The sequence below is a fragment of the Nostoc sp. PA-18-2419 genome, from assembly GCF_005869855.1.
GTDB lineage: Bacteria > Cyanobacteriota > Cyanobacteriia > Cyanobacteriales > Nostocaceae > Nostoc.
The window spans coordinates 71,736-94,947 of record NZ_SZNH01000019.1 but is presented as its reverse complement, the minus strand read 5'-3'; the positions used below and the strand labels follow the sequence as shown (position 1 = coordinate 94,947).

Here is a 23,212-nt window from a genome sequence, read left to right as displayed (position 1 = left end):
ACCCTGCTGATTGGAAATCACAGCTACAAAAACAAAACCAACCACGCAGCTTGATTAGATATTGTTAGTCCGCGCAGGCGGACTTGGCTTGTGTAGGCGCGGTTTCCAACCGCCAGGCGTAACTATTCAGGTTGATTCCAAGCTCTAATTGCTTCTATCGCAATGCCAGCAGGAGCGAATATAATCTTTACTATCTCAATACCTACTGCTGTCACCACTCTTTGTAAACGTATTTTGAGTGGTGGATAATGTTTAATCGCTTGCTCAATTATTTGCCTGTCTTTGAGTACTGGATGTTTTTCAACAGCTTGATCAACAATTACTTGAGCTTCGATTGGTGTTGGTTTAGTCTGCTCTATTTGCTCAAGCAATTGCTGAAGTAGTTTTTCTACCTCAGCAATATTTTGTATTGTAACGTTTTTATTGTGAGTGCCAATACTATTACCTTCAACATTCCCCGCAACACTGCTACCAGTAATAGGCGCATTAAAATTCATTTGTACTTTAGGAGTTTCTGACATAGTTTGATTAAGTTTGTTTAGAGTAATAAGTAAAGGATCAGATTGTATCTCTTCTTCATGTAGAGAAGTTGCGATTGCATAGTTATAAAAATTGCAACGCTTTTGAATTGCGGTAATTGTATTGAGTAAATATGTTTCTTCAGTTTCTTTCAAAAGCTCAATAAGATTAGGCAGTATTTGAAAAGGAGCGATTTTTCCTAGAGCATAAGCCGCATCTTGACGCACGTAAGAGTCTTTAGCTTTTAAAGCTGGCAGCAGATCTGCAACAGCTACCTCTATATTTATTTTGATTTGCTCTAAACCCCGGGTAGCGCCTCGGCAAACCGAAGGGTTTTTATCTTTTAAAGCTGCTAGTAAACCTTTAATAGCTGCTTCAGTGCCAATTTTTCCTAACACTTCAGCAGCATAAGCACGAACCCAAATATCTGTATCTTTCAAAGCAGATAGCAATTTGATAACAGCATTTTCACTACAAATTTCTCCTAGCTCCAAAACAGCACTCCTACGAACAGAAGGATCTCGATCTCCTAAGGCTGAAATTACTCCTATCACAGCATTTTCACTACCAATTTTTCCTAATGCATAAACAGCATTCCCACGAACTAATGAATATTTATCCTTCAAGGCTTCTAGCAGCGCAGGTACTGCTTTATCATTACCAATTTCTCCTAATGCAGAGGCAGCATAAGCACGAACCCAAGGTACTTCGTCTTGCAAAGCCTCTAGTAATGCGGGTAATGCTGCCTCATCACTGATTTTTCCTAATGCATAAGCAGATTTCTCACGAACTTGAAAGTTTTCATCTTTCAAAGTTTTCAGTAATGCGGGTAGTATCTCTTTTGTACCAGTTTCTCCTAATGCATAGGCAGCATTTGCACGAACCAAAAAATATTCATCCTTCAAATATTGTAGTAGAGTAGGTACTATTAACTCGCCACCTATTTTATTTAAAGCCCAGGTGATAGCATTAAGAAAACTATGATTTTCATTCTCCAAAGTTTGCATTATATCAAATAAGTATTCCTGATTTTCAATTTTACCTGTGAAATAGATAGCTCTTTCTCGAAGCCACATAGCTTTATTTTTCAAAGCTTCCAATATTTCAGGGACAGCCAGAGCCGAGCTAATTTCACCTAATGCAAATGCAGCGCTATGACTCACCGAAAAGCTTTCATCCTTTAAAGCTTTGAGTAATCCAGGTATTGCCAAATCAGAGCCAATTTTACCTAACGCTGTAGCTGCCTCCTGACGAACAGAGGATTCTTCATCTTCTAAAGCTTCTAAAAGCTTTGTAATAGCTGCCTTATTTCCGATTTCTCCTAAGCCATACGCAGCATTCTTAGGAACATCAGAATATTCATGATTTAATGCTGTAACTAAAGCTGAAACGGCTGCTTCACTACTTATTTTGCCTAACGCGTAAGCAGAATTTCTACGAACATGAGCATATTCATGAATCAAACCTGGAAGCAAAGCTGAAACCGATTCTGCGCTACAGATGTTGCCTAATGAGTCGGCAGCATACCAAGCAACACTAGAGTTTTCATCATTCAAATTTAAAACTGGGAGCAAAGCTGGAATTGCATTATTAGAACGTGTTATCCCCAAAAGTCTAATTTTGAGTTCTTGAGGAACCTCTAGCCCGTTAACTAAACCAACAGTTTCTTCCTGAAATTCTGGCTTTACTTCTCCCGCCAACCTTGCCCCTAATTTCAAATCTACATCTAGTGCTAACTTAACCACTCGCACTGCTTGGGCTTCATCTTCCACTAACAACAACATCAGCGCTAAGGGTTCTGTCCACTTCAAATAATTTAGATAATCCCGTTTGAGCTTGTCATCATTAATGTTCCCAAACTGCTGGAGTAGACATTCTGCGGCGTAGTATTCCTGAAGCAGTTGGTGACGAAATTCTATTTGAGAGTTACTAGCAAGTTGAATTAAATGATGTTTGAGTAAATTTTCTAACCAAGCTTTCGCCCGAATTGGAGGATAATCAACCTTGCCTTCTAAAAATTTTGTCAGAATTAGTTCCGCTTCTCGCTTGTCAATATTAACTCGTAATTCTGTGGGGCTTGCTGCTTGCATCATTGTAAACGCTAGATGCTGCAATAACTCAGGTAACAAATGACGGAACTCATGGCAGACTCGCACATTATCCCAGAATTTGGCGTTATAACTTTGGACAAAGCAGCGAAATACTAAACCCAGATTTGGCGGTATATTACCTGTTTGTCTAAATAACTCACACAGCATCCACAGCAGCAGTGGCGTTTCCCCGAACTCTCGCAAGCGTCCACCCAGTTGTCGTAGCATTTCCTCACCTTTGTGCAGCAAATACGCGCAGACAAACTGTTGCATCTGCCCTTCTGACAAAGGTTGCATTTTCAGCTTTTTTTCAATACCCAAATCATCCCCTACACCTAAATCCCTTGTGGTGAAAATCATCGGTGTATTAGGATTATTTTGGCGAAAGAATCGTAAATTTCGGCGTGCATCTTCATCAGGCAACTCATTGACGCCATCTACTAGTAACAAAAATCGCCCTTGAAACAGCAGCGTTTCAATTGTTGTTTCATCTAGCAGTAACCTGTGCCGTTTCAAAAACTCCCGAATCAAATCCAGCACGGAAGTTTTGTATTGCCGCAATTCTACCAACACGGGAATCCTTGCCAGCTTTTCCCCTTCTCTTCTGCTTCTCTGCTCCCATGCTCCCCTGCACTTTTCCGCTTCTTCCCACAACAAGTGTTCTAGAGCAGTTGATTTTCCTGAACCTGGTCGTCCCACTAGCATGACATGGTTAGCAGCATACTTCCGTAGCCCTTCTAGAACATTCAACCGTTCGATTGTTTCTCTTTCTGGTACTTCCGTCGGTTGCTTTGATTGTACTGTTTGCACCATCAAACTCAAATCCAACCGTTTTGGAGATTTATTCAGTTCAAGTCGCTGATGGTCTAAAGTATCAGTTGTTGTATAAAATTTCTGCCAATCACTGTATGTCTCATCTTGGCAGAGGGATTGTAAATATGCTAGAAAATCAATGCCGTGGTCTGAAACCATGCCAGTGAATTGAGCAAGTTAAGTTCTGCCTAACATACTACACAATAAAACATCTCTTGAGAGAATTAGCTTTCTACCGATAATCCTAGAATTGTAGTCAGTGCGATCGCCCTTTAATAATAAGAGAAAGCAGGTGAGCGAGGAACTGAGGGTAAGTAGCAGTAAGTCTTTCCCGTTTTCCTACGGACTATGCCCCAAGCCTCATGTTCCATGCCCATTTTCATCCACATAGTGCATGACGAATACTTAATTGTTTGTATATGCTTTAAGAAGTATTAAAATCAGACTCCTGTTTTTCGGTATCTGTATTTAGGCAATTGTAGTTATTAAACTGACAAGCTTGAGAAATTCAATGATGAAATCCTTTTGTGTCCCCTTATTTGTTGCAATTAGCGCACTCGCTCTGCCTCAGAGCGCTTTTGGAAACCAAGAGAATATCCCAAATCCAACAGGCGATCGCAATCAAGCTCAAGTGTTATTGACTGAACCTGCAACCATTAATACTAAATGGACAAATTTTGCTGGACGGACTAACAATCTTAAACCAATTCCTCATCAAACAATTTCAGCAATCCAAGACCAACAATGTCCAAAAATCAACCCACGTGAAATCATCAATAACCCAGAATCTTTCTTCAAGGCATGTCCCAAACAAAGCAATGCTCAAACTCGTCAAAGTTATGAGCCAATTGATTATCTCAAGGTTCCTAAACTCGATTCTGGCATTAAACTAACAGTTACTCAGTTTTAAGTCAGTAAGTTTCTGAAATAATCAATGTAGTTCATAATTCTTGATTCATAATTCCTAATTTTAAAAGGTTTCTACTCAGTGCCTAATAATGTCAGCATCGTTTCAGGTGGGGTTAAAATTCCTACTTGAAACACAATTATGAGTTATCAAAGTAAATTTCAAGAACTATAATAAATGTGCTTTATTACACATATAATTAGCAATTATAAATGAGAAAGCGAACAATATCAGTGGTGGCTGTTGACTGTTAAGTGTAAGTAGCTAATATTTTTTATTTATTAGTACCTAAATCAGACTTCTATATGTGTAGGGACTATTTTGTCAAATGTATTAGTTATACTCCGCAATACTCAACTAAGTGCCTGCAAGCAGAAATTTTTTGGCTGAAATTTGGATATTTAGTGGCGATCATAGGTGCTGCTGTCTTGCCAACTATAATCCTTGGTGTTAATGTGACCACTGTTACTACTTTTAGAACAGAAAATGTCACCAGCAGTAATTACATTCATAATACCAGATTTAACGCAGATATCTACGTGCATTATGAGTCTCAGCATTTAGGCTTGATACCAATAAATTCATAAGGTTACATAGGAGTGAATAACCATGAGCAGCTTAACATCTCCACAAACCGAAGTTCAAAACACGAACAAAAAAAGTGGCGTTGCAGATAAAAAAGCTCGAACTACAGATGATATTGTGCGTATTTATCTGCAAGAGATCGGGCGTGTAGATTTGTTGACTCGCGAGCAAGAGGTTATTTTTGCCCAACAAGTGCAGCAGATGATGAATTTATTAGCTGTCAAAGAAGAATTAGCTGTGAAACTAAAGCAGGAACCTACGCTGCAAGAATGGGCAGACCAGATGGATTTAAGTGTTGAGGTGTTAAAGCAACAGCTAAGACAAGGACAGCAAGCCAAGCAGAAAATGATTCAAGCTAATCTCCGGTTAGTGGTAGCAGTGGCGAAAAAATACCAGCATCGCAACTTGGAGTTTATGGATTTAATCCAAGAGGGTACTTTGGGTTTAGAACGAGGCGTAGATAAATTTGATCCTGCTCTTGGTTATAAGTTTTCTACCTATGCTTACTGGTGGATTCGTCAAGGAATCACAAGAGCGATCGCTCAGCAAGGACGTACAATTAGGTTACCAATTCACATTTTTGAAAAGCTGAATAAAATTAAGCGGGTACAGCGAGAATTATCTCAACAGTTGGGTCGCGTTCCCACTACTGCTGAAATTGCCGAAGCGTTGTCTTTAACAGCCAGCCAGATTCGCGAGTGTTTGTATTTAGCTCGTCAACCCTTCTCCCTAGAAGCGCGAGTTGGCGAACAACAGGATACAGAATTGCAAGACATATTGCAAGATGACGGACTTTCTCCCGAAGACTACGCTACTGAAGAATCGCTGCACCAAGATTTACAAAACTTATTGTCAAAGCTGTCTCCCCAGCAACGAGAAATATTAACCTTGCGCTTTGGTCTGACAGATGGACATGAACTTTCCTTAGCACAAATTGGCGATCGTATGGGTATTAGTCGAGAACGGGTGCGTCAAATAGAGCAAAAAGCTCTAAGCCTTCTGAGACGTCAAAAGGAACAAGTACGTAGTTATCTAGCTAGCTAAAGTTGTTTTGAGGTAAGAATTCAGAAGCCTCGCCAAAGACGCTTCTGAATTCATACAATAAGCCTAAATAATTTCAATAAAACTTGCTATGAATACATCGCGAACAATACAACAATTGCAAGCGCAATGGGTGACACCAAAAAATTTTCGGCCTTATGGACAGGTAATTTTTGCTAGTCAAGATGGCAAAGCTTATGATGCCGAAGATGCAAAGTTAAACTTGCAAAATGGAATTCCGCGATTTTATATTATGCAGTTAGATAAAAGAGGGCGAAAGTTTCATAAAATTACTCGCCACGTCCAATGCACTCAATGTCTCGGTTCTTTGTCAGGAAAAGATTGGTTAATAGCAGTTTGTCCACCGAATAATGATGTTGATCAACCAGCGTTAGAGGAAATTGCTGCTTTCCGCATTCCTGGAAATTGCTTTATTCAATTACATCAGGGAACTTGGCACGCAGGGCCATATTTTGAACATGAAACTGTGGATTTTTATAATTTAGAACTAACTGATACAAATGTGGTAGATCATTTCACTCATGATTTTCTCAAAAGTCATCAATTAGAGTTTGAAATGATATAGTAATCCACTCTATAACAGTTCTAAATGAGAAAGTGAAATATTTTTTTGGTAATTTCGACCCCACCCTACAAGCTCTTAGGGGAGCGTTTGTTTAATTTCTTTCAATAATAGGACAAATTGTTTGTTCAGGATTTTCAGGTATTGTTTCCCAACCAGAAACTAATCCTGATAATTCTTGCCTGAGAATCAGTAATTGCTGAATTTGTTCATCAATAGCTGCAATTTTATCTTGCAGTTTAGCTTTTATATGCACGCAAGGTAATTCACCTCCGTCGTGAACATCCAAAAAATTCTTAATTTCTGATAAGGTCAATCCTAGACTTTGGGCACGTTTGATAAAATTCAAGCGAGCCAAAACATCAGAGTTGAATAATCTAAATCCACCCTCGGTTCTCCCTAATGACTTGAGTAAGCCTAGCTCCTCATAGTAGCGAATAGTTTTAATTGGTACACCGCTAGACTTAGCAACATGACCAATGAGTTTTGGCTGTTCTTGAACTAACATACGTAGCTGCCCTGATGTTAAATAAATTTATTTACTTTATTTTAAACTCTCTAGTGAACTGGAGAGTCAAGTGAGAACAGGATCGTTTTTAACAATCAGAAATAATGTAACAATTGTATTGACCACTCGCAATTTTTAGTAGTCTGCCAAGAAAAGTTAGCAGGGCTAAAAGCAAAATTGTCGCCATGAGTAACTCAACTGCAATAGATAATAAAACTCTCCCCAAAAAGAAAGGCCGCTCCCTGCCTCCAAAGCTGATTATTTGGCTAGGAATGTTTGTCTGGACAAGCCTTTGGCGAATAATGATGTCAAAGCTTGCTCCTACCAATAAATCGGGAGCGTATATTCGTCCTAGTAGCCAGTTTCGCAACTTCATTGGCATCGAAGAAGGGAATCCTTACCAACCAGCAGCGGGACGCTATAAACTCTATGTTGGGTTGGGTTGTCCTTGGGCGCACCGAACTTTAGTTGTGCGATCGCTCAAAAAACTCGAAGCGGTAATATCAGTATGTATCGTCTCTCCTTCTCCGATTGAAGGCGGTTGGGTATTCGACGAAGAAGAACAAGGTTGTCGCACGCTAGTTGAATTTTATCAGCGAGCAGAACCGGGCTACAGCGGACGCGTCACAGTTCCAATTCTATGGGACGAGCAAACAAAAACCATTGTTAACAATGAGAGTTCAGAAATTATTGTGATGCTCAACTCTCAATTTAACGAGTTCGCCAAAAATCCAACATTGGATCTTTATCCAGAACAACTCAAAGAAAAAATTGACTGGTGGAATGAGAAGATTTATCACGCAGTGAATAACGGGGTGTATCGCTGCGGCTTCGCCCAGAGTCAAGAAGCGTATAATCAAGCCTGTAATGAAGTATTCGCAACTCTCGATGAGATTGACAGTGCATTGCAAACTAGTCGATATCTATGCGGAGAGAATCTCACACTGGCTGATGTGCGTTTATTTACTACTTTATTTCGCTTTGATAGCGTCTATTACAGCTTGTTTAAGTGTAATCGGCAACGAATTCGAGACTATCAAAACTTGGGAGCTTACTTAAGAGATTTATATCAGCTTTCAGGTGTTGCTGATACCTGCGACGTAGAAACTGTTAAACGCGACTACTATGGTAACTTGTTCCCACTCAATCCCGGTGGAATCATTCCCGACGGCCCTGATATGTCCTATCTTAATCAACCACATAGTCGCGATCGCATCAGCAAAGTGAATGCTTGATCGGTTAGATTGAAAACAAATACATCGATTCATTGCGACCGTAGGGAAGCAATCCCAAAAACGTTGTGATTGCATAGTTTCACTCGCTTCAGAAATATCATGGGTGATTTACCGGACATCATCTGAAATATTGCAGACTGCATCACTAGCAATTGCCATCAAGCAGAAGCAGCGTTTTTAAAAGTTAGCATGGAGAAGGATTTTTGATAGATGGCTTTTAATGCTGAACAGTTGTTTGCTAGAAAAGCACTCTTCTATCCATCATAAAAACTATCCACTCTTATTTCCCGCCAAATATCAGAAGGTTGCCAGCCTGAGTTACCAACAGATTGAACTAAAGGATTGTCACGCACTGCAATATAATCCGGTTGTTTATACTCCGCAATGCTTACTGGATACTCTGGGGTGATTACTGGTTTGTCTTCAACCAGAGGTTCAGAAAAATCAACAGTTTCACCTTGAAGAGTCTGCTCTTGAGCTTCTTCCATTTCTTTCATCTTCTTCAGGGTTAGCTTTTCAGATTTTTTGATGATTTTCATATTTCCTAAAGGTTTGAAAAAGTGGTCATAAAAAAAGAGAATCTGAAAGTCGATTCTTTAAGGGTCTGATGTAGCCTTTTAAGAAGGTTTAACCAGATCTATAAGATACTGCGGGCAAGTTGAGTATTGAACAATTTAACAGAATAATTACAATACAGCAAATTTGTGGAAAATACGAGTACTTTGCTAAAGAATTGATCATAATTAGTGTTACGATTTGCTGTTTTGGCATCAAAGTCCGATCGCCTATAGCAGTATTTTGGCAAATTAGTATTAGTTTTCTGTATGTACAGACTTAATTGAGCTAAGTTAATCAACCATTGGTGGATTTGGTCATTAGTCATTTGTCATTGTCTCCCCATCACCCTAAAAATATGAACCACTAAGCCTGTCAACAGTAACAAACTTACCGTTTAAGTTTTAAATAATACAAAAAATATTTTGGCATTTTGATATACATATAAAAAAAGAGGTATGAAATTTGTCTATTTTGGAATTTTCTTTATTAGTTTGGATTGGTTCATTTAGTGCTGGCTTTTTAGGAGCATTAACTGGCTTAGGGGGTGGAGTAGTAATTGTTCCTTTACTAACTTCAGTATTTGGCGTCGATCTTCGATATGCAGTTGGCGCCTCTCTAGTATCTGTAATTGCTACTTCTTTAGGTGCAGCATCTACTTACATTAAAAAAGGCTATACCAATTTGCGATTAGGGATGTTTTTAGAAGTAGCTACAACTATTGGGGCGATCGCCGGAGCTGTGATTGCTAGTTTTGTGTCCGTCAAAGCGCTAACTATTGTATTAGCGATCGTCCTGATTTATTCTGCATACCTTTCGCAACGACCAAAAATAGAAAATACTGAAGGTGAACCAGGAGATCCCCTCGCAAACTATTTAAAACTAAATAACAGTTATCCAACTCCTGATGGACTAATGGCTTATCAAGTTCATTCAGTACCAATGGGGTTTACCATGATGATTTTAGCTGGGGTGCTTTCTGGATTACTAGGTATTGGTTCTGGCGGATTTAAGGTGTTAGCAATGGATCAAGCTATGCGCCTACCCTTTAAAGTTTCTACCACCACTAGCAATTTTATGATTGGTGTGACAGCAGCAGCCTCAGCCGGAGTTTACTTAGCACGAGGCTACATAGATCCGGGACTATCTATGCCGGTAATGTTGGGAGTATTACCTGGTGCTTTTTTGGGCGCACGAGTCCTTGCAGGGACTCAAACACAAATTTTAAGAATTATTTTCAGCCTTGTACTGGTGGTAATGGCTTTAAAAATGGTCTACAACAATTTAATATGGGGGCTGTAAAATGTATAAGTTAAAGACTGGTTTTCGCTGGACATCATCGGCACAGCCACAGAGTAAAGCAATTGCACTAACCTTACCATCAGAAAATTCACACTCTGATATTGAGAAGTTGGAAGAACAGCAAGTTAGTACAGCAGCGCAATTGCCGAATAGTTCTGAGATTGATGCTAACAAGAATATAACGAAAATATCAAGCGAGCAACAATTAGAATATTTGCTAAGTAACTTACTTAAATACGGCGTTTTGATAGCTAGTGCTGTAGTTTTATTGGGAGGTATCCTCTACTTAATTCATCATGGTGCTGAACCTGCTAAATATCACTTTTTTCGGGGAGAACCATTGCAATTTCGCTCGCCAACAGGTGTTGTGAAAGCTGTTTTATCAGGTAGCGATCGCGGTATTATTCAACTGGGGCTATTACTATTAATTGCTACTCCAATTTTACGGGTAGTCATTTCTCTATTGGCATTTCTGCTCAAGCGAGAATTTATTTATGTGATTATTACCTTATTAGTACTAGCTAGTCTGACTTACAGCCTTCTCGGAGCATATTATTAATTTTATTTTCAATGGTTAAGGGTGAAATTGACACTTTTACCCCTAACCTAAAGGTATTGAAGATTTACCTAAAATTTAATTATGTTAACTATTATGAACCTTGTAAAATTTCATTAATTGAGCTTACACTCTGTTGAATTAGTTCTGGCAGATAAGTTCTTAAGGAATCAAGAGTTCCAACTGAAAAATTTAATAATCCTACAGCATATAATAAGCTCGAAACACCGATAATTAAAGCTAAGAATCTGCCAAAAAAACCTGGATTAATTTCGATAAAAGCTAATTTAGATCGCCCAATCACAGCAATCGTTATAAACACAATTCCTGCGATCACAAATGTGTTATTTGCAGTAAAATCTGTCATTTTCCTATTCAAATACTTCAGTAGCTTTATTGTAGCTATGATTATTTAAATTTTCTGCAACGGCTACATGTATAGAGGAGATTAGGAAGACGGGGATATGAAGAAGACACCGGGACGCAAAGAAAAACTAATCACAAGTAACTAATGACATATTTTGCTGCAACTATCCATTGATAGAACTTTTAGTGTCAAAAACTCAAAATTATGTCGCTTGTATAGTAGACGTTGCTCTGCTTTTTGGTTTAAACTACACTAAGCAGATAGGATTAGTGGTTTTTTATGCAAAGCGTCCAGAAAGGAAGTCAACAGTTGAGCCTCGAAAATCAGACAATGACTGAGCAGTTAGAGCCAACTATTTCACACGAGTTGAAAAAAGACATTTTCAAAAAACTTAGAGGTGGATTCTTTCTGGTACTCGGATATTTATTATCACCACTGTGTTGGTGGAATGACTTAATTTTTAATCTGCCAATAGCTTATGGTTTTGGGTATGGATGTAGTTTATTTTTCCCAAAATTACTTTTACCTTGTTCTATTATCGGGTACTGGCTCTCTAATATTGTCGGAATTCTGTTGATGCAATTTGGTTCTCAGGAGATATTTCAAAAAGAACCCAAAAAGCATAACCTGAAAAAAGAGTTATTTACGGGTATAATTTCTTCAACAGCCTTTACTCTGTTGATTTTGCTATTAATCCAGTTGAAGATTCTCGATTCTCCGGTTTTATTCTCTAATGGTTAAATTTAGTTGATCGCCTTTCTACATCTGAATTGGTTATAGGAGCGTCAGGCTATTTAGCTGAGACTGTTTCTTTCTTACAAGAATATAGAACTTACGGAGGTGCTATATTTTTTTGTAGAGGAAAGGAGCTAAAAAATGACGGGTGACCCTCCCATCGATCATGAGGCATTTAAGCAGTTTGAGCGTGACGGATTCTCTAAGGTCGCACAAGGATACAATGGAGCGATCGCTCAGGTAACGTCTCAGGTAAATCAAGCCATATTGGATGGCGTAGAAGCCAGAGCTGGTATGCGATTGCTGGATGTCGCCTGCGGCACTGGTTGGCTCAGTGCTGATGCAGTCAAACGTGGGGCTATAGTTACTGGCTTAGACTATACAGAGAATATGTTGGTCATTGCCCGATCGCGATGTCCGGAAGCTGAATTTCGGGTAGGGGACGCCGAAAATCTTCCCTTCGAGTCTGATGAGTTTGAGGCGGTAGTATGTAACTTTGGTATTCTCCATTTCCCAGAACCGGAAAAAGCGATCGCCGAGTCCTTGCGAGTCCTCAAATCAAGAGGGCGCTATGCCTTCACTTGTTGGACACCACCCGCACACAACCCATTCATGTCCTTGATTCTGGGAACAGTGCAGACTTATGGCACGATTGATGTGGATCTACCTCCAGCGCCACCGTTATTTCGTTTCGGCGACCCTGACGAGTGCAAAAAGACCTTGAATGTTAAAGGATTCACATCGGTGTCTGTTACCGAATTGCTTATAAACTGGACTTTCTCTAAACCTGAGGATGTAATGCCGACGATTATTGCAAGTTCGGCACGCCTTGGCTCGATGCTGTCAATGCAAACTGGACAGCAACGCCACGATATCGAGAACGCAATTATCGAGGGAGCAAAGAAGTACGCTACAAATGATGGGATTGAAATTCCTGCTTATGCAGTATTGACTGTAGGTCGCAAACCATGAGTTGTACCATTTCCCAAAAAGAATGATACAGATTCAAACCCAGGAACCCAAACTAAATCAGACTTTCTTAATTACGTAGCTTGCTTCTCGCCGGACGCGAGTATTATGAATTACGAATTAGTATTAGTTGTTTCCCCGAAAAATCTACTAGGGCTGTGGTGATTTAGCGATCGCCGCCCACACTCGATGATGAACTTGCAGAATTGGTGTGGGATATTTTACTTTCAGTAATACCGCCAATTCCTGGTCAAATACTTCTACTTTTTCTGGTGTTAAGCTGGCTCCCACACCTGCACTCGCACGAATTCGTCCCCGCCAATCTTCGTGTGTATAAGATACAAATATATCGTAAGAAAATGTGCGGATGTCTCGAAATCCGGCTTCGCCAATATCTTGTAACCACAAAGGATACAATCCATTACCACCGCCCAGTTTCCAAGCTGGATTATGAGCTTGTATCAGTTTTTCTGTTGCTTCAACCACATTACCTTTTAAAGGTATCCAATCAAAATGAGCGATCGCAATTGACCCATTCGCTTTTAATATGCGAGTGATTTCTTTTACAGCACGCGGACGGTCAAACCAATGCCAACACTGTCCAGCAGTGACTACATCAGCACTTTTATCTGGTAACTCAGTGTTTTCAGCAGTTGCGACTCGATAATTTACTTTGATTTGGACAGATTCACTTAGCTGTTTGGCTTGTTCTAGAAGTGACACTGATGGATCGATACCAATCACATAGGCACCTCTATCCGCAAAACCCCGCGCTAGTGTTCCGGTTCCTGTACCCAGGTCAACAATGTTTTGCCCTGGTAAACCTATACCATATTCAGACAGTTTGTTAAATAATGAACTGGGAAAACCAGCACGGTGTTTTGCATAATCAACAGCAGTTGCACCAAAATCAATTTTCATACCTTCAAAACTATCTTTGTAACAATTGTCTTGGCTAGAAGTTCTCTACCCACGGACGTAGTTCTACTTCCCATGTCTAAGCACTGCGCGGTTGGCGGAGGATATTGAGATAAGTTTGGGTGATCGCATCGGGATCGAGAGTGCTATCAGTATTATCTACTTGCTCTGAGCAGACTACTGAGCATAATTTATAGTAAGCTGAATGACCTCAGAGCAATCAAACCCCCTTTAATTACGAATTACTGTCTTCGCAGCGTTAGCGATAGCGAAGCGTTAGCGACGGAGGAGCGTCGGAACGAGCGTCATTACGAATTACGAATTAACTAAAGAAGCTTGTCAACAGCATTGGTGAACTGCTCATAGGGAGAAACTCCTACGATAGTCTCTGCTAAAACACCATCTTTGAAAAATAAAACTGCTGGAATGCTGCGAAGACCAAATTGTTTGAAGATTGGTTTGTTGCTGTCAACGTCTACCTTAACAACTTTAGCACGACCTTTGTATTCCTCGGCGAGTTGCTCCATTAACGGAGCAATCAGGCGACAGGGACCACACCAACTAGCAGTAAAGTCAACAACAACAACTTGCTCTTCACTTCCATTTAAAACAACATCAAATTCGCCTTCTTGAACGTAAGCAACTATGTGAGTATCACTAGACATCTTTTAAGTCTCCAATCTAAAACTAAAATTTTATTACAAAGCTGACTATACAAACTATACTTTGTTATGTATATTGGGTTCACTAATTTCGTAGATTGGCAAATTAAGTAGAACGATGTGGAAAAACCAAACTATGTTAATACAAATTAAATAGACTCAAACCCTCTTGGCTTCTGCCTCCTGCAACAACTGCCTTTTCTTCGACACGCTACGCGAACTGCCTCATTCCAACGATAAATATTCACACTGACCTACTTACCGCAGGAGTATCATTCCTACCCCCACTCTTGCCGACTTTTTACATCATCTGGAAAAACCAACGCCAAACTTAACCTCAGGCAGAGGTATTTTGATTCGACTAATTAGACGAATATAATTATGACCTATCGAACTCACATTTATTTCACAACACAAGAACCAGATACAAGGGCTAAGTTATGAGGTGTTCCAGTCGGTCTTTGAGCAACTAGAACCACATTACCGTTGGCATCCACTACCCAGCCTTGGGCTTCCACAATTTCAGTAGGTTGCTCTACAGAATTGACTTTCTCTAAAAAATGTTCTCTATTTCTCTGTTTTGAAATAACTACTCTATTTTGGACACCACCAATAGTATTTTTTGCCTTTGGTTCTAAGGCTATCCAATCTACTAACACCGGCTCAGCTGTCAATGATTCTACAGGATTGGATGGTACTCCGCCACGTCCGGTGATTGTAAATGAATTCCTGCTGGATTTTCCACTCGCATTACATTCACCAACAATTTGCCCTGAGGCATTAATTACATTTACTGGTAGTTCAACTAATCCTTTGCTGGGGTCAACATCTGGCGAGTTGATTTGTACTGTGCCATTTAATGAAGGGTCTTTTTGAGAAAATGCTGTAATGTCATTAGTTGGGACGTCATTTGGATTGGAGTCATCTATGTCTGCACCAGTATGAGGCACAAATCCAAAGATGCCCTTAGTGGTGATTACAACCTTACCACCACTTCCAAAGAAGGCATTGGCAGTAATATCATTATTTTCTAAAGGAGCGGCAATAATAAAACCATTAGGTGCATTAATCTCGATATCACCTCCATCGCCCCCGGATCCTGCCTTACCTGCATTAGTGGATATTTGACTATTGCGACGTATCAGTAATAAGTCCCGCACTTTGAGGGTAATATTTCCACCCTTACCTGATTGAGTTTCTGAGGTGATTTTTCCTTGGTTGTTGAGACTGAGGCTGTGTGCATTTATATCAATATTGCCTGCATCCCCTTTTCCTTGACTACTAACGCTGACTTGAGCTGAATCTTGGACATTGAATTGTCCAGTTTCAATTGTTATATTCCCTCCTAACCCTGTAGAGTCAGGGCGGGTACTGGCAAATAACCCACTAGCACCAGGTTCTTCATTTTGGACTATTTTATCATTATTAAATTTGGCCTTTCGCTGAGCAAAGGTGGGGTCGCTTCCAGAAAGTGTAATGCTATCAGTAGCTTTGATGGTAATATTGCCTGCATTTCCAGAACTGCCGGTAGTGGTGATAATTTGTCCACCATTAGTAGCTTCAAAGTTAGTCGCGTTAATGATGATGTTACCTGCATCGCTCTGATTGAGAGTTTGAGTATTCACAGCACCACCGTTTGCAATGCTAAAGGCTGCCGTATTAATGGTAATATTGCCTGCTCGACCTTCTGCACCTGTTTCTGTAGCCGCAAATAAGCCACTAGAAAAACCCGTTTGAGAACTAGTACCTGAAATAGTCACAGAATCAGAAGCATTGATTGTGATATTTCCAGCATTTCCCCGACCTCCGGGAGTTTTCGATCCATCGGGGTTTTGTGTTTCACCAATAACGGAAGCAGCTATTTGAGTTCCACCACTTAAGGAGAGCGATCGCGTCGTAACATTAATTTCACCACCATCACCGACTGCTCCATCTGACACATTGCTAAAAATTCCACTGTTTTTTGTTGATTCGAGAGAGACAAGATCCGAAACCTCTATCAATATGTTTCCAGCATTTCCCTGTCCAAAGGTTCCCGTAGTTACAAAACCCCCATCTTTGATATCAAGTTCCTTGGCTGTGATGTTGACATTGTTACCGTTACCTATTCCTGTTTCTCCCACACTGCTATCTAAACGAGAATCCTCACCAACAACTGTAACAGTGCCATTACGGACATCAATGTTCACGTTTCCAGCATTTCCTTTACCAAAAGTCACACCCTGCACTTGACCACCGTTACTTAAGGCAAGCGATCCAGCCTTAATATTGATGTTGCCACTATTGCCTTCTGCTCCAGGCCGCACTCTATTGAGTACTCTACTACCGTTAACCGTTAATGCTCCTCTGGCATTGAGTGTAATATCTCCAGCTTGACCCCCACCTTTTGTCCTGATACCGCCAAGAAGCCTAGTATCATTTCCCGAAATGCCTATATTTCCTGCATTGATTGTGATATTACCGTCACCATTAGCAGTAACATCAACTCTAGCTCCATTGGTTAGTAATACATCTGCTAATGCAGTAGTTTCAGGAAAACTTAAGCGTAAGTTGTTGTTATCAATATCTAACCCGATTACTCCAGATTCAGCTAATCCTCCCAATTCGACTCGACCGCCAAAAGCATTTAATTTTCCTGCGTCTAAGTTCACTTGTCCACCAACTAGTAACAAACTCCGTCCATCAGGAACTCTAAGCCCTGATACAGGTAAGCCTGTTGAATCTAATCCTGCTGATGCAATTGAATTGTTCTGGATTATTCCGTTGGGATTTTGATAGAACAAAGCTGAAGGATTGACTGTCAGTAATGGAACTTCAGAAGCAGAAGCCCTAAAAAAACCCTGATTGCCAAATTGAATAGCATTAGCTGTAGTCCCTACAAATGACCCCCCAACATCTAGCTTGGCATTTGGCCCAAAGATAATCCCATTCGGATTTATTAAAAATAGGTTGGCATTACCCCCTGATACACCTAGTGTCCCAAAAATGTTGGAGCGTTGATTTCCTGTTACCCGAGTCAAAATATTCGTGACTCCCGGATCGAGGAACAAAACTGTTGCTCCTCGATCAACATTAAATTCAGAAAAACTGTGAAAAAGATTGCTACCACGCTGAATTCCACCCCCAATATTACAACTTCCAATGCATGTACCTGGTGTGGTTGGGGTAGTTCCATCTATCTGGATAGATTGAGCTTGGACACTACTGGTCGCAGCTATCAAATACAAAGAGATACCACAAGCACCCGACAACATATAAAAGCGTTGTTTCATAAATTTGGAAAAAATTTAGAGTCAACTTGAAGATGAAATATTGGAAAAGTGGAAAATCAGTAATAGTCTTGTTTTGGTGATTAGCAAAAGCAATGCCCAAAACTACGCAATTCTTTCAGAAATAATCTCTGGTTTAGGAGGCGGAGGATTTATTGTTCCGTCAGCAAGTAGTACTGGTTTGCCTTTCTGCACAAGAGAATTTTGTGGATCGTTGAGTTCAGTATCTATTGTTTGGCTTTCATTAGATTCTGTGTTCTCTTCTTGTAAATAAGATTGTTCTGAGTTAGTAGTAACATTAGGCTCAATGCTTTCATTCATAACTTATTCCCTCAAGTTAAAAACTGTACTGTCAATTAATGCTTCAGTTCTACTTGTAGGAATTACGTGTTATGCAATAAAACTTTATATTATCTTTTAAATTTGCTCAATAATTGGCTAGTCCGGATGCACAAAAAAAGAATTAAGTCATAAAAAATAAGTAAATTTTTATACAACTTAATGTTATTTTTTGTTGATTATTTATTCCCTAGTTGGCTCTTGCCCGATTCGGCGTGTATTTAATTTTGCTTAACTACTTACTAATTGAATTTTCGGCGATCACTCTTTTTTTAGAACTGGTGCGATCGCATTATATTTACTTTGCCTTGTCTGCTTGTGCTATGGAATATTTTTTATTTAGAACTTATTTCCTAAAGGTTACTCTTGAGTAGATGGTTTCTTGAGAACTTCTATCAAATTATTCTTGAGAATAGGTTTATTTGGAGAAAGTTGTCTTTTTTTGAGAAGTTGAATTTCTCTCTCAAAAGAATTTTTTTCTTGCCTAAAAAATTCTTCAGAGCTAGATGGAACCAAATCACGAGATAAATGTTGAGCTTGTGCTGGAGTCAAACTAGGAAAAGTTCGTTGAGCGTTAGCAGAACTTTCCCAAACTAGGAAAAAAGCTGTTGAAAATACTAACAATTTTATTGTTATACAGCGAGTGAATCTTGGTTTGAACATAGTTAATATATCTCTTATGTGAATTCTGCTTTGCTTCAAACCATCTTGTTTTGGTCTGACAATACGTAAACTACACTGATTGTCTTGGTCATTACCTCCTACAAATGGGTTAATTTATTTGCAGGAGTTCGATAGCTGGAATTTGACCTCTCTGGTTCTCAAGTACGGTGTAAACACAGAGTTTAATCGTTATATCTATCTATGTGGAGTTTGAAATGATGTTTAATGATGCGATTATTCAACCTGAATTATTAGAAAAGGAAGCCGACAAGCAGCACAAACCCCGCCAAATTCTCGCTATGCAAGAATTAAGTGTTTTGAATCATCGCTATAACTGGAAGGGGTTGGTTCAATTGGCTGGACATCTGACTGTTATGGGATGCAGTGGTTACGTGTGGGTAATGAATTTTGGTAATTGGTTGTTAGCAATGCCGGCACTGGCAATCTACGGCTTTTGTCTGGCTTCGATGTTCGCACCTATGCATGAATGCATTCACAGAACTGCTTTTGCTAATAATCGTTTGAACGATATTGTGGCTTGGTGTGCAGGTTTGCTTTCATTTTATAACAGCACGTTTTATCTCTACTACCACAACTGGCATCACCGCTATACTCGTGTTCCTGACAAAGATCCAGAACTGACCGACCTTGAACCTAGCAATTTAGGTAAATACTTGCTAATTATTAGTGGTTTACCTTGGTGGTTAGGCAAGATTGGTGGACATTTTCGGGCTGCATTTGGTCAACTTGATGATTGCCCATTTGTGCCGCAAACAGCACGAGCTGAAGTTATTCGCTCGACTCGTTGGCAATTAGCTGTTTATGCAGGGGCGATCGCTGTTTCCATAATAGTGGGTCAGCCTTGGTTTTTGGTTTATTGGCTGCTACCTTTGTTTATCGGTCAACCAATTCTGCGTTTTATTCTGCTGGCAGAACATACAGGTTGTACTCTTGATGCTAATCTGTTGACGAATACCCGTACAACCCTGACATTCTTTCCTCTACAATTTTTGATGTGGAATATGCCATTTCATGCAGAGCATCATTTGTACCCATCAATTCCATTTCACGCTCTACCCACAGCTCATCAACAGTTGAATTCACACTTTACCCACATTGAACCAGGATACATAAAAGTTAACTGGGATATTGTCGGTGAATTTGAGCGATCGCCATCATCGCAAAATTTCTGAGTTGTTTACTTTTGTACCAGATGTGATGTATTGCACTAAGTTAGCCTACAGATAATGACAGTTTAAAGGAAAGATTTATGAACCGCTCGAAAATAGTTGCGATTATTACAGGTGCGATTTCTATTATCTTAGCGATCGCCTACCTCATCCTCGTCCAACTGCTGGACTACCGCGATATGCAACCCGCCCCCATTAATCAACTAAATTCAGCACCCACAATCGCTATCTATCACTGGCAGGTTGACAAAACTACCCAAATCTAGATTGCATTTAACCGACTTTCAGAGATGCCATCGATGGCGTCTCTTGTCATTTATAGCGGATTGCCGTGAAAACTCTGTAATCTATTTAACTTAGATGAAAAGCGCTATATAATTAACCGAGAAAATCAATGGTTACTATTGATTGCGCCAATACATCGTTCATAGATAAACATTAATAGTTATAATTTACTAATTGAATAGTTACGTTATATAAGAATTATTTAGAGTAAGCATCTCAGATTTATTTAGATATAGTAATTCACTTTTGGCAAATATAAAGGTAAGCTGTTTTTTAAGAAAATTAAAAAAAGATAAATTTGCAATATTTTCAATAGCGGGATCAACCGGGATCAACGCTAGTTGATTTAAAATTGCAAGTTTTTGATGAAAACATAGAGGTAAGTTAATGGCTCAGTTTCTCTTGGAGACTGTTTGGCTAGTTCCTTGCTATGCCTTGGTAGGTGGGTTGTTAGCCGTGCCTTGGTCGCCGGGTTTAATTTCTAAAACGGGGCCAAGACCGGCAGGTTATGTCAATTTAATCATGACATTTTTGGCATTTGTTCATGCTGCGTTGGCATTACAAGCAACTTGGAATCAGCCGTCTCAACAAGTATTTATACCTTGGCTATCTACAGCAGGTTTAAACCTAACGATCACCTTAGAAATTTCCTCAGTAAGTGTGGGTGCGATCGCTGTTGTCACTGGCTTGAATTTGCTAGCGCAGATTTATGCCATAGGTTACATGGAAATGGACTGGGGTTGGGGACGCTTCTATTCTTTATTGGGATTATTTGAAGCGGGATTGTGTGCCTTGGCACTATGTAATAACCTGTTCTTCAGCTATGTAATTCTGGAAGTCCTGACTTTGGGAACCTATCTACTAGTGGGATTATGGTTTAGTCAGCCATTGGTAGTCACGGGTGCCAGGGATGCTTTTCTAACCAAGCGGGTGGGAGACTTATTCTTGCTAATGGGGGTGTTAGCATTATGGACCCTAGCTGGGACTTGGAATTATACAGAATTGGCAGAGTGGGCGACTACTGCAAACGTCAACCCCATAGTGATAACGCTTGTCGGTTTAGCATTAATTGCCGGGCCGATGGGCAAATGCGCCCAGTTCCCCTTGCACCTGTGGTTAGATGAGGCAATGGAAGGCCCTGTTCCGAGTACAATTTTGCGGAACTCGGTGGTAGTTGCTAGTGGTGCATGGGTGTTGATTAAACTCCAACCTGTGTTAACCCTCTCGCCGATAATTTCCTCAGCAATGGTGGCGATTGGTGCAGTCACAGCCGTGGGTGCTTCTTTAATAGCGATCGCCCAAATCGACCTCAAACGCTGCCAATCTTATTCTGTAAGTGCCTACATGGGTTTGGTGTTCATCGCTGTGGGAGTGCAGCAAGACGAAGCCGCACTGTTGTTGGTACTCTCCAATGCGATCGCCGCAGCTTTGTTGGTAATGAGTACCGGCGGAATTATTTGGAATAGCATCACCCAAGATGTAACTCAGTTAGGCGGATTGTGGAGACGTCGCCCGATTTCCGCACTAGCCTTTATCGTGGGAAGTTTGGGATTAATTGGTTTTCCTCCCCTCGGCGGCTTTTGGGCGATGCTGGAACTAGCAGATGGACTGTGGGGAACTCACCCTTGGTTAGTGGGAGTAGTGATAACTGTCAATACTTTAACAGCCGTGAGTTTAACCAGAGAATTCGGTTTACTTTTTGGCGGTAAAGCTAAACAGATGAGCGAGCGATCGCCTGAAGTTCACTGGCCGATGGTTTTACCAATGATGGTTTTACTTGGCTTTACTCTGCATCTTCCCTTAGTGTTGCAAAGCTTATCACTGTTACCCAGTTGGGCAATCCTTAATAAAGATGTCGCACTACTGTTAATTTGGTCAACTCTTTTCGGTTGTAGTGTCACTGGTGTGATTTATTTAAGCAATGTTCCAAAACCAATTCGCTTACCTTGGAAAGGGTTACAAGATTTGGTGGCATACGATTTTTACACACCGAAACTTTATCGGATGACTATTATTTTCGGCGTTGCCCAACTTTCAAAACTTGTCGATATGATTGACCGTTTTGTAGTCGATGGCATCGTAAATATGGTTGGTTTGTTTTCGCTGTTGGGTGGTGAAAGTCTCAAGTACAGCACTACTGGACAAACGCAGTTTTATGCCTTCACAGTCCTCTTAGGAGTAGGCATATTAGGAGCATTTCTGAGTTGGCGATACTGGGGAAATCTGTTCTTAAATCTGATGTTTTTAAAAATGTAATATCCAGAATTAATGGGTAAAATCCTGGATATTCATCTGAAAAACTGCAAAAAATCATACTGAATTCTGACTCCGGAATTCTTTTTAAATCTTTAGTTTCTTAATCCAGTGAGAAAAAATTCATGACTACAAACAATCTTTCCAGAAGAAATTTACTCAAATACAGTGCAGGTGCGATCGCTACAGGAGTCGTCACAGTAGGAGTTGGTTCCAACTTAGTTATAGCTCAAGAAACTCCAGAAAAAGATGAGCTTACCCCTGATAAGGCGCTACAAGAATTAATGGATGGTAACGACCGCTTTGTGAAAACAAAGCGCAAAAATCCCCACCAAAACCTTACACGTTTACACGAAGTCGCCAAAGGTCAAAAGCCATTTGCTTCTATTCTCGGTTGTGCAGATTCACGAGTTCCTTCGGAGATTATTTTTGACCAAGGCCTAGGAGATTTATTTGTTTGCCGGATAGCTGGGAATGTAGCTACATCAGAAGAAATTGGTAGCCTAGAATTTGGTAGCTTAATATTAGGTTCAAAAATAATTATGGTAGTAGGGCATAAAAGATGTGGTGCAGTACAAGCTGCGATCAAAGGTAGTCCTGTACCTGGACAAATTGGAAGCTTGATAGAAGCAATTAGACCAAGTGTGGAAAGTTCCAAAGAACAATCAGGAGATAAAACAGAGAATGTCTGTAAAGCAAATATTTTGGCGCAAGTTGCTAAACTTAAATCTTCAACAGTCTTATCTGAATTAATCAAAAGTGAAAAACTAAAAATAGTTGGTGGCTATTACGATTTAGATAATGGCAAAATTAGCCTAGTTAGTTAATTCAGTTTTTGTCCAATCAGCTATTAGGTCAAAATAAATTG

At 40.0% G+C, this 23,212-nt stretch carries 22 protein-coding genes; 12 read left to right on the top strand and 10 right to left on the bottom strand.

All coding sequences use genetic code 11. The features are described 5' to 3' along the window. Positions 1-122: 122 nt before the first annotated feature. Positions 123-3,581: a HEAT repeat domain-containing protein gene (locus FCR06_RS19625; protein ID WP_138502658.1), complete on the bottom strand. Its 3,459-nt coding sequence runs from the start codon at positions 3,579-3,581 to the stop codon at positions 123-125. 352 nt (positions 3,582-3,933) lie between these two features. On the opposite strand from FCR06_RS19625, the gene FCR06_RS19620 reads away from it, so the two are divergent. After that, complete coding sequence (locus FCR06_RS19620; RefSeq protein WP_223280203.1) at positions 3,934-4,332, top strand: hypothetical protein; 399 nt, start codon at positions 3,934-3,936, stop codon at positions 4,330-4,332. A gap of 398 nt (positions 4,333-4,730) precedes the next feature. On the opposite strand, the gene FCR06_RS32805 is transcribed toward FCR06_RS19620, so the two are convergent. After that, complete coding sequence (locus FCR06_RS32805) at positions 4,731-4,889, bottom strand: hypothetical protein (RefSeq protein ID WP_189523495.1); 159 nt, start codon at positions 4,887-4,889, stop codon at positions 4,731-4,733. Positions 4,890-4,938: 49 nt separating this feature from the next. Here FCR06_RS32805 and FCR06_RS19615 point away from each other — a divergent pair, with 49 nt between their 5' ends. Together FCR06_RS19615 and FCR06_RS19610 are read left to right on the top strand one after the other, a co-directional pair. Continuing rightward, positions 4,939-5,958, top strand: coding sequence for an RpoD/SigA family RNA polymerase sigma factor (locus FCR06_RS19615; protein ID WP_138502656.1), 1,020 nt, complete (start codon positions 4,939-4,941; stop codon positions 5,956-5,958). A gap of 88 nt (positions 5,959-6,046) precedes the next feature. Continuing rightward, entirely contained in the window at positions 6,047-6,541 is a 495-nt protein-coding gene (locus FCR06_RS19610) for an ureidoglycolate lyase (RefSeq protein ID WP_138502654.1), read from the top strand. Between the two features lie 91 nt (positions 6,542-6,632). Here the strand turns inward: FCR06_RS19610 and FCR06_RS19605 are convergent, their stop codons facing one another. Continuing rightward, on the bottom strand, positions 6,633-7,046 hold the full coding sequence (locus tag FCR06_RS19605) for a heavy metal-responsive transcriptional regulator (protein WP_138502652.1): 414 nt from the start codon (positions 7,044-7,046) through the stop codon (positions 6,633-6,635). Positions 7,047-7,231: 185 nt separating this feature from the next. Between FCR06_RS19605 and FCR06_RS19600 the strand changes: the two genes are divergently transcribed. After that, on the top strand, positions 7,232-8,281 hold the full coding sequence (locus FCR06_RS19600) for a glutathione S-transferase family protein (RefSeq protein WP_138502650.1): 1,050 nt from the start codon (positions 7,232-7,234) through the stop codon (positions 8,279-8,281). A 254-nt stretch (positions 8,282-8,535) separates the two neighbouring features. Here FCR06_RS19600 and FCR06_RS19595 read toward each other — a convergent pair whose 3' ends face one another. Next, a complete protein-coding gene (locus tag FCR06_RS19595; protein WP_138502648.1) occupies positions 8,536-8,820 on the bottom strand; it encodes a hypothetical protein in 285 nt (94 codons plus the stop codon). Positions 8,821-9,301: 481 nt separating this feature from the next. Between FCR06_RS19595 and FCR06_RS19590 the strand changes: the two genes are divergently transcribed. Then, complete coding sequence (locus FCR06_RS19590) at positions 9,302-10,138, top strand: sulfite exporter TauE/SafE family protein (protein WP_138502646.1); 837 nt, start codon at positions 9,302-9,304, stop codon at positions 10,136-10,138. 1 nt (position 10,139) lies between these two features. Further along, positions 10,140-10,697, top strand: coding sequence for a DUF1634 domain-containing protein (locus tag FCR06_RS19585; RefSeq protein ID WP_138502644.1), 558 nt, complete (start codon positions 10,140-10,142; stop codon positions 10,695-10,697). Positions 10,698-10,788: 91 nt separating this feature from the next. On the opposite strand, the gene FCR06_RS19580 is transcribed toward FCR06_RS19585, so the two are convergent. Further along, positions 10,789-11,061, bottom strand: a complete 273-nt coding sequence (locus FCR06_RS19580; protein WP_189523494.1) for a hypothetical protein — start codon at positions 11,059-11,061, stop codon at positions 10,789-10,791. A gap of 279 nt (positions 11,062-11,340) precedes the next feature. Here FCR06_RS19580 and FCR06_RS19575 point away from each other — a divergent pair, with 279 nt between their 5' ends. Together FCR06_RS19575 and FCR06_RS19570 are read left to right on the top strand one after the other, a co-directional pair. Beyond that, on the top strand, positions 11,341-11,802 hold the full coding sequence (locus tag FCR06_RS19575) for a hypothetical protein (protein ID WP_138502640.1): 462 nt from the start codon (positions 11,341-11,343) through the stop codon (positions 11,800-11,802). 135 nt (positions 11,803-11,937) lie between these two features. Next, positions 11,938-12,768 (top strand): class I SAM-dependent methyltransferase, encoded by an 831-nt coding sequence (locus FCR06_RS19570; protein ID WP_138502638.1) that lies wholly within the window; start codon positions 11,938-11,940, stop codon positions 12,766-12,768. 147 nt (positions 12,769-12,915) lie between these two features. Here FCR06_RS19570 and FCR06_RS19565 read toward each other — a convergent pair whose 3' ends face one another. The 5 genes from FCR06_RS19565 to FCR06_RS19540 form a co-directional block, all read right to left on the bottom strand. Next, positions 12,916-13,686, bottom strand: coding sequence for a class I SAM-dependent methyltransferase (locus FCR06_RS19565; protein ID WP_138502636.1), 771 nt, complete (start codon positions 13,684-13,686; stop codon positions 12,916-12,918). 323 nt (positions 13,687-14,009) lie between these two features. Then, positions 14,010-14,348, bottom strand: a complete 339-nt coding sequence (trxA, locus tag FCR06_RS19555; protein WP_138502634.1) for a thioredoxin — start codon at positions 14,346-14,348, stop codon at positions 14,010-14,012. 398 nt (positions 14,349-14,746) lie between these two features. Continuing rightward, positions 14,747-17,617, bottom strand: a complete 2,871-nt coding sequence (locus FCR06_RS19550; protein WP_138502633.1) for a filamentous hemagglutinin N-terminal domain-containing protein — start codon at positions 17,615-17,617, stop codon at positions 14,747-14,749. Between the two features lie 102 nt (positions 17,618-17,719). After that, positions 17,720-17,935 (bottom strand): hypothetical protein, encoded by a 216-nt coding sequence (locus FCR06_RS19545; RefSeq protein WP_138502631.1) that lies wholly within the window; start codon positions 17,933-17,935, stop codon positions 17,720-17,722. A gap of 378 nt (positions 17,936-18,313) precedes the next feature. After that, positions 18,314-18,616, bottom strand: a complete 303-nt coding sequence (locus tag FCR06_RS19540) for a hypothetical protein (protein WP_138502629.1) — start codon at positions 18,614-18,616, stop codon at positions 18,314-18,316. 215 nt (positions 18,617-18,831) lie between these two features. Here FCR06_RS19540 and FCR06_RS19535 point away from each other — a divergent pair, with 215 nt between their 5' ends. From FCR06_RS19535 to FCR06_RS19520, 4 genes are all read left to right on the top strand, one after another. After that, positions 18,832-19,809, top strand: a complete 978-nt coding sequence (locus FCR06_RS19535; RefSeq protein ID WP_223280202.1) for a fatty acid desaturase — start codon at positions 18,832-18,834, stop codon at positions 19,807-19,809. A 77-nt stretch (positions 19,810-19,886) separates the two neighbouring features. Then, a complete protein-coding gene (locus tag FCR06_RS19530) occupies positions 19,887-20,072 on the top strand; it encodes a hypothetical protein (protein ID WP_138502627.1) in 186 nt (61 codons plus the stop codon). Between the two features lie 406 nt (positions 20,073-20,478). Continuing rightward, positions 20,479-22,347 (top strand): NAD(P)H-quinone oxidoreductase subunit F, encoded by a 1,869-nt coding sequence (locus FCR06_RS19525; RefSeq protein ID WP_138502625.1) that lies wholly within the window; start codon positions 20,479-20,481, stop codon positions 22,345-22,347. A gap of 122 nt (positions 22,348-22,469) precedes the next feature. Further along, on the top strand, positions 22,470-23,171 hold the full coding sequence (locus FCR06_RS19520) for a carbonic anhydrase (RefSeq protein ID WP_138502623.1): 702 nt from the start codon (positions 22,470-22,472) through the stop codon (positions 23,169-23,171). The last annotated feature ends 41 nt before the right edge of the window (positions 23,172-23,212 follow it).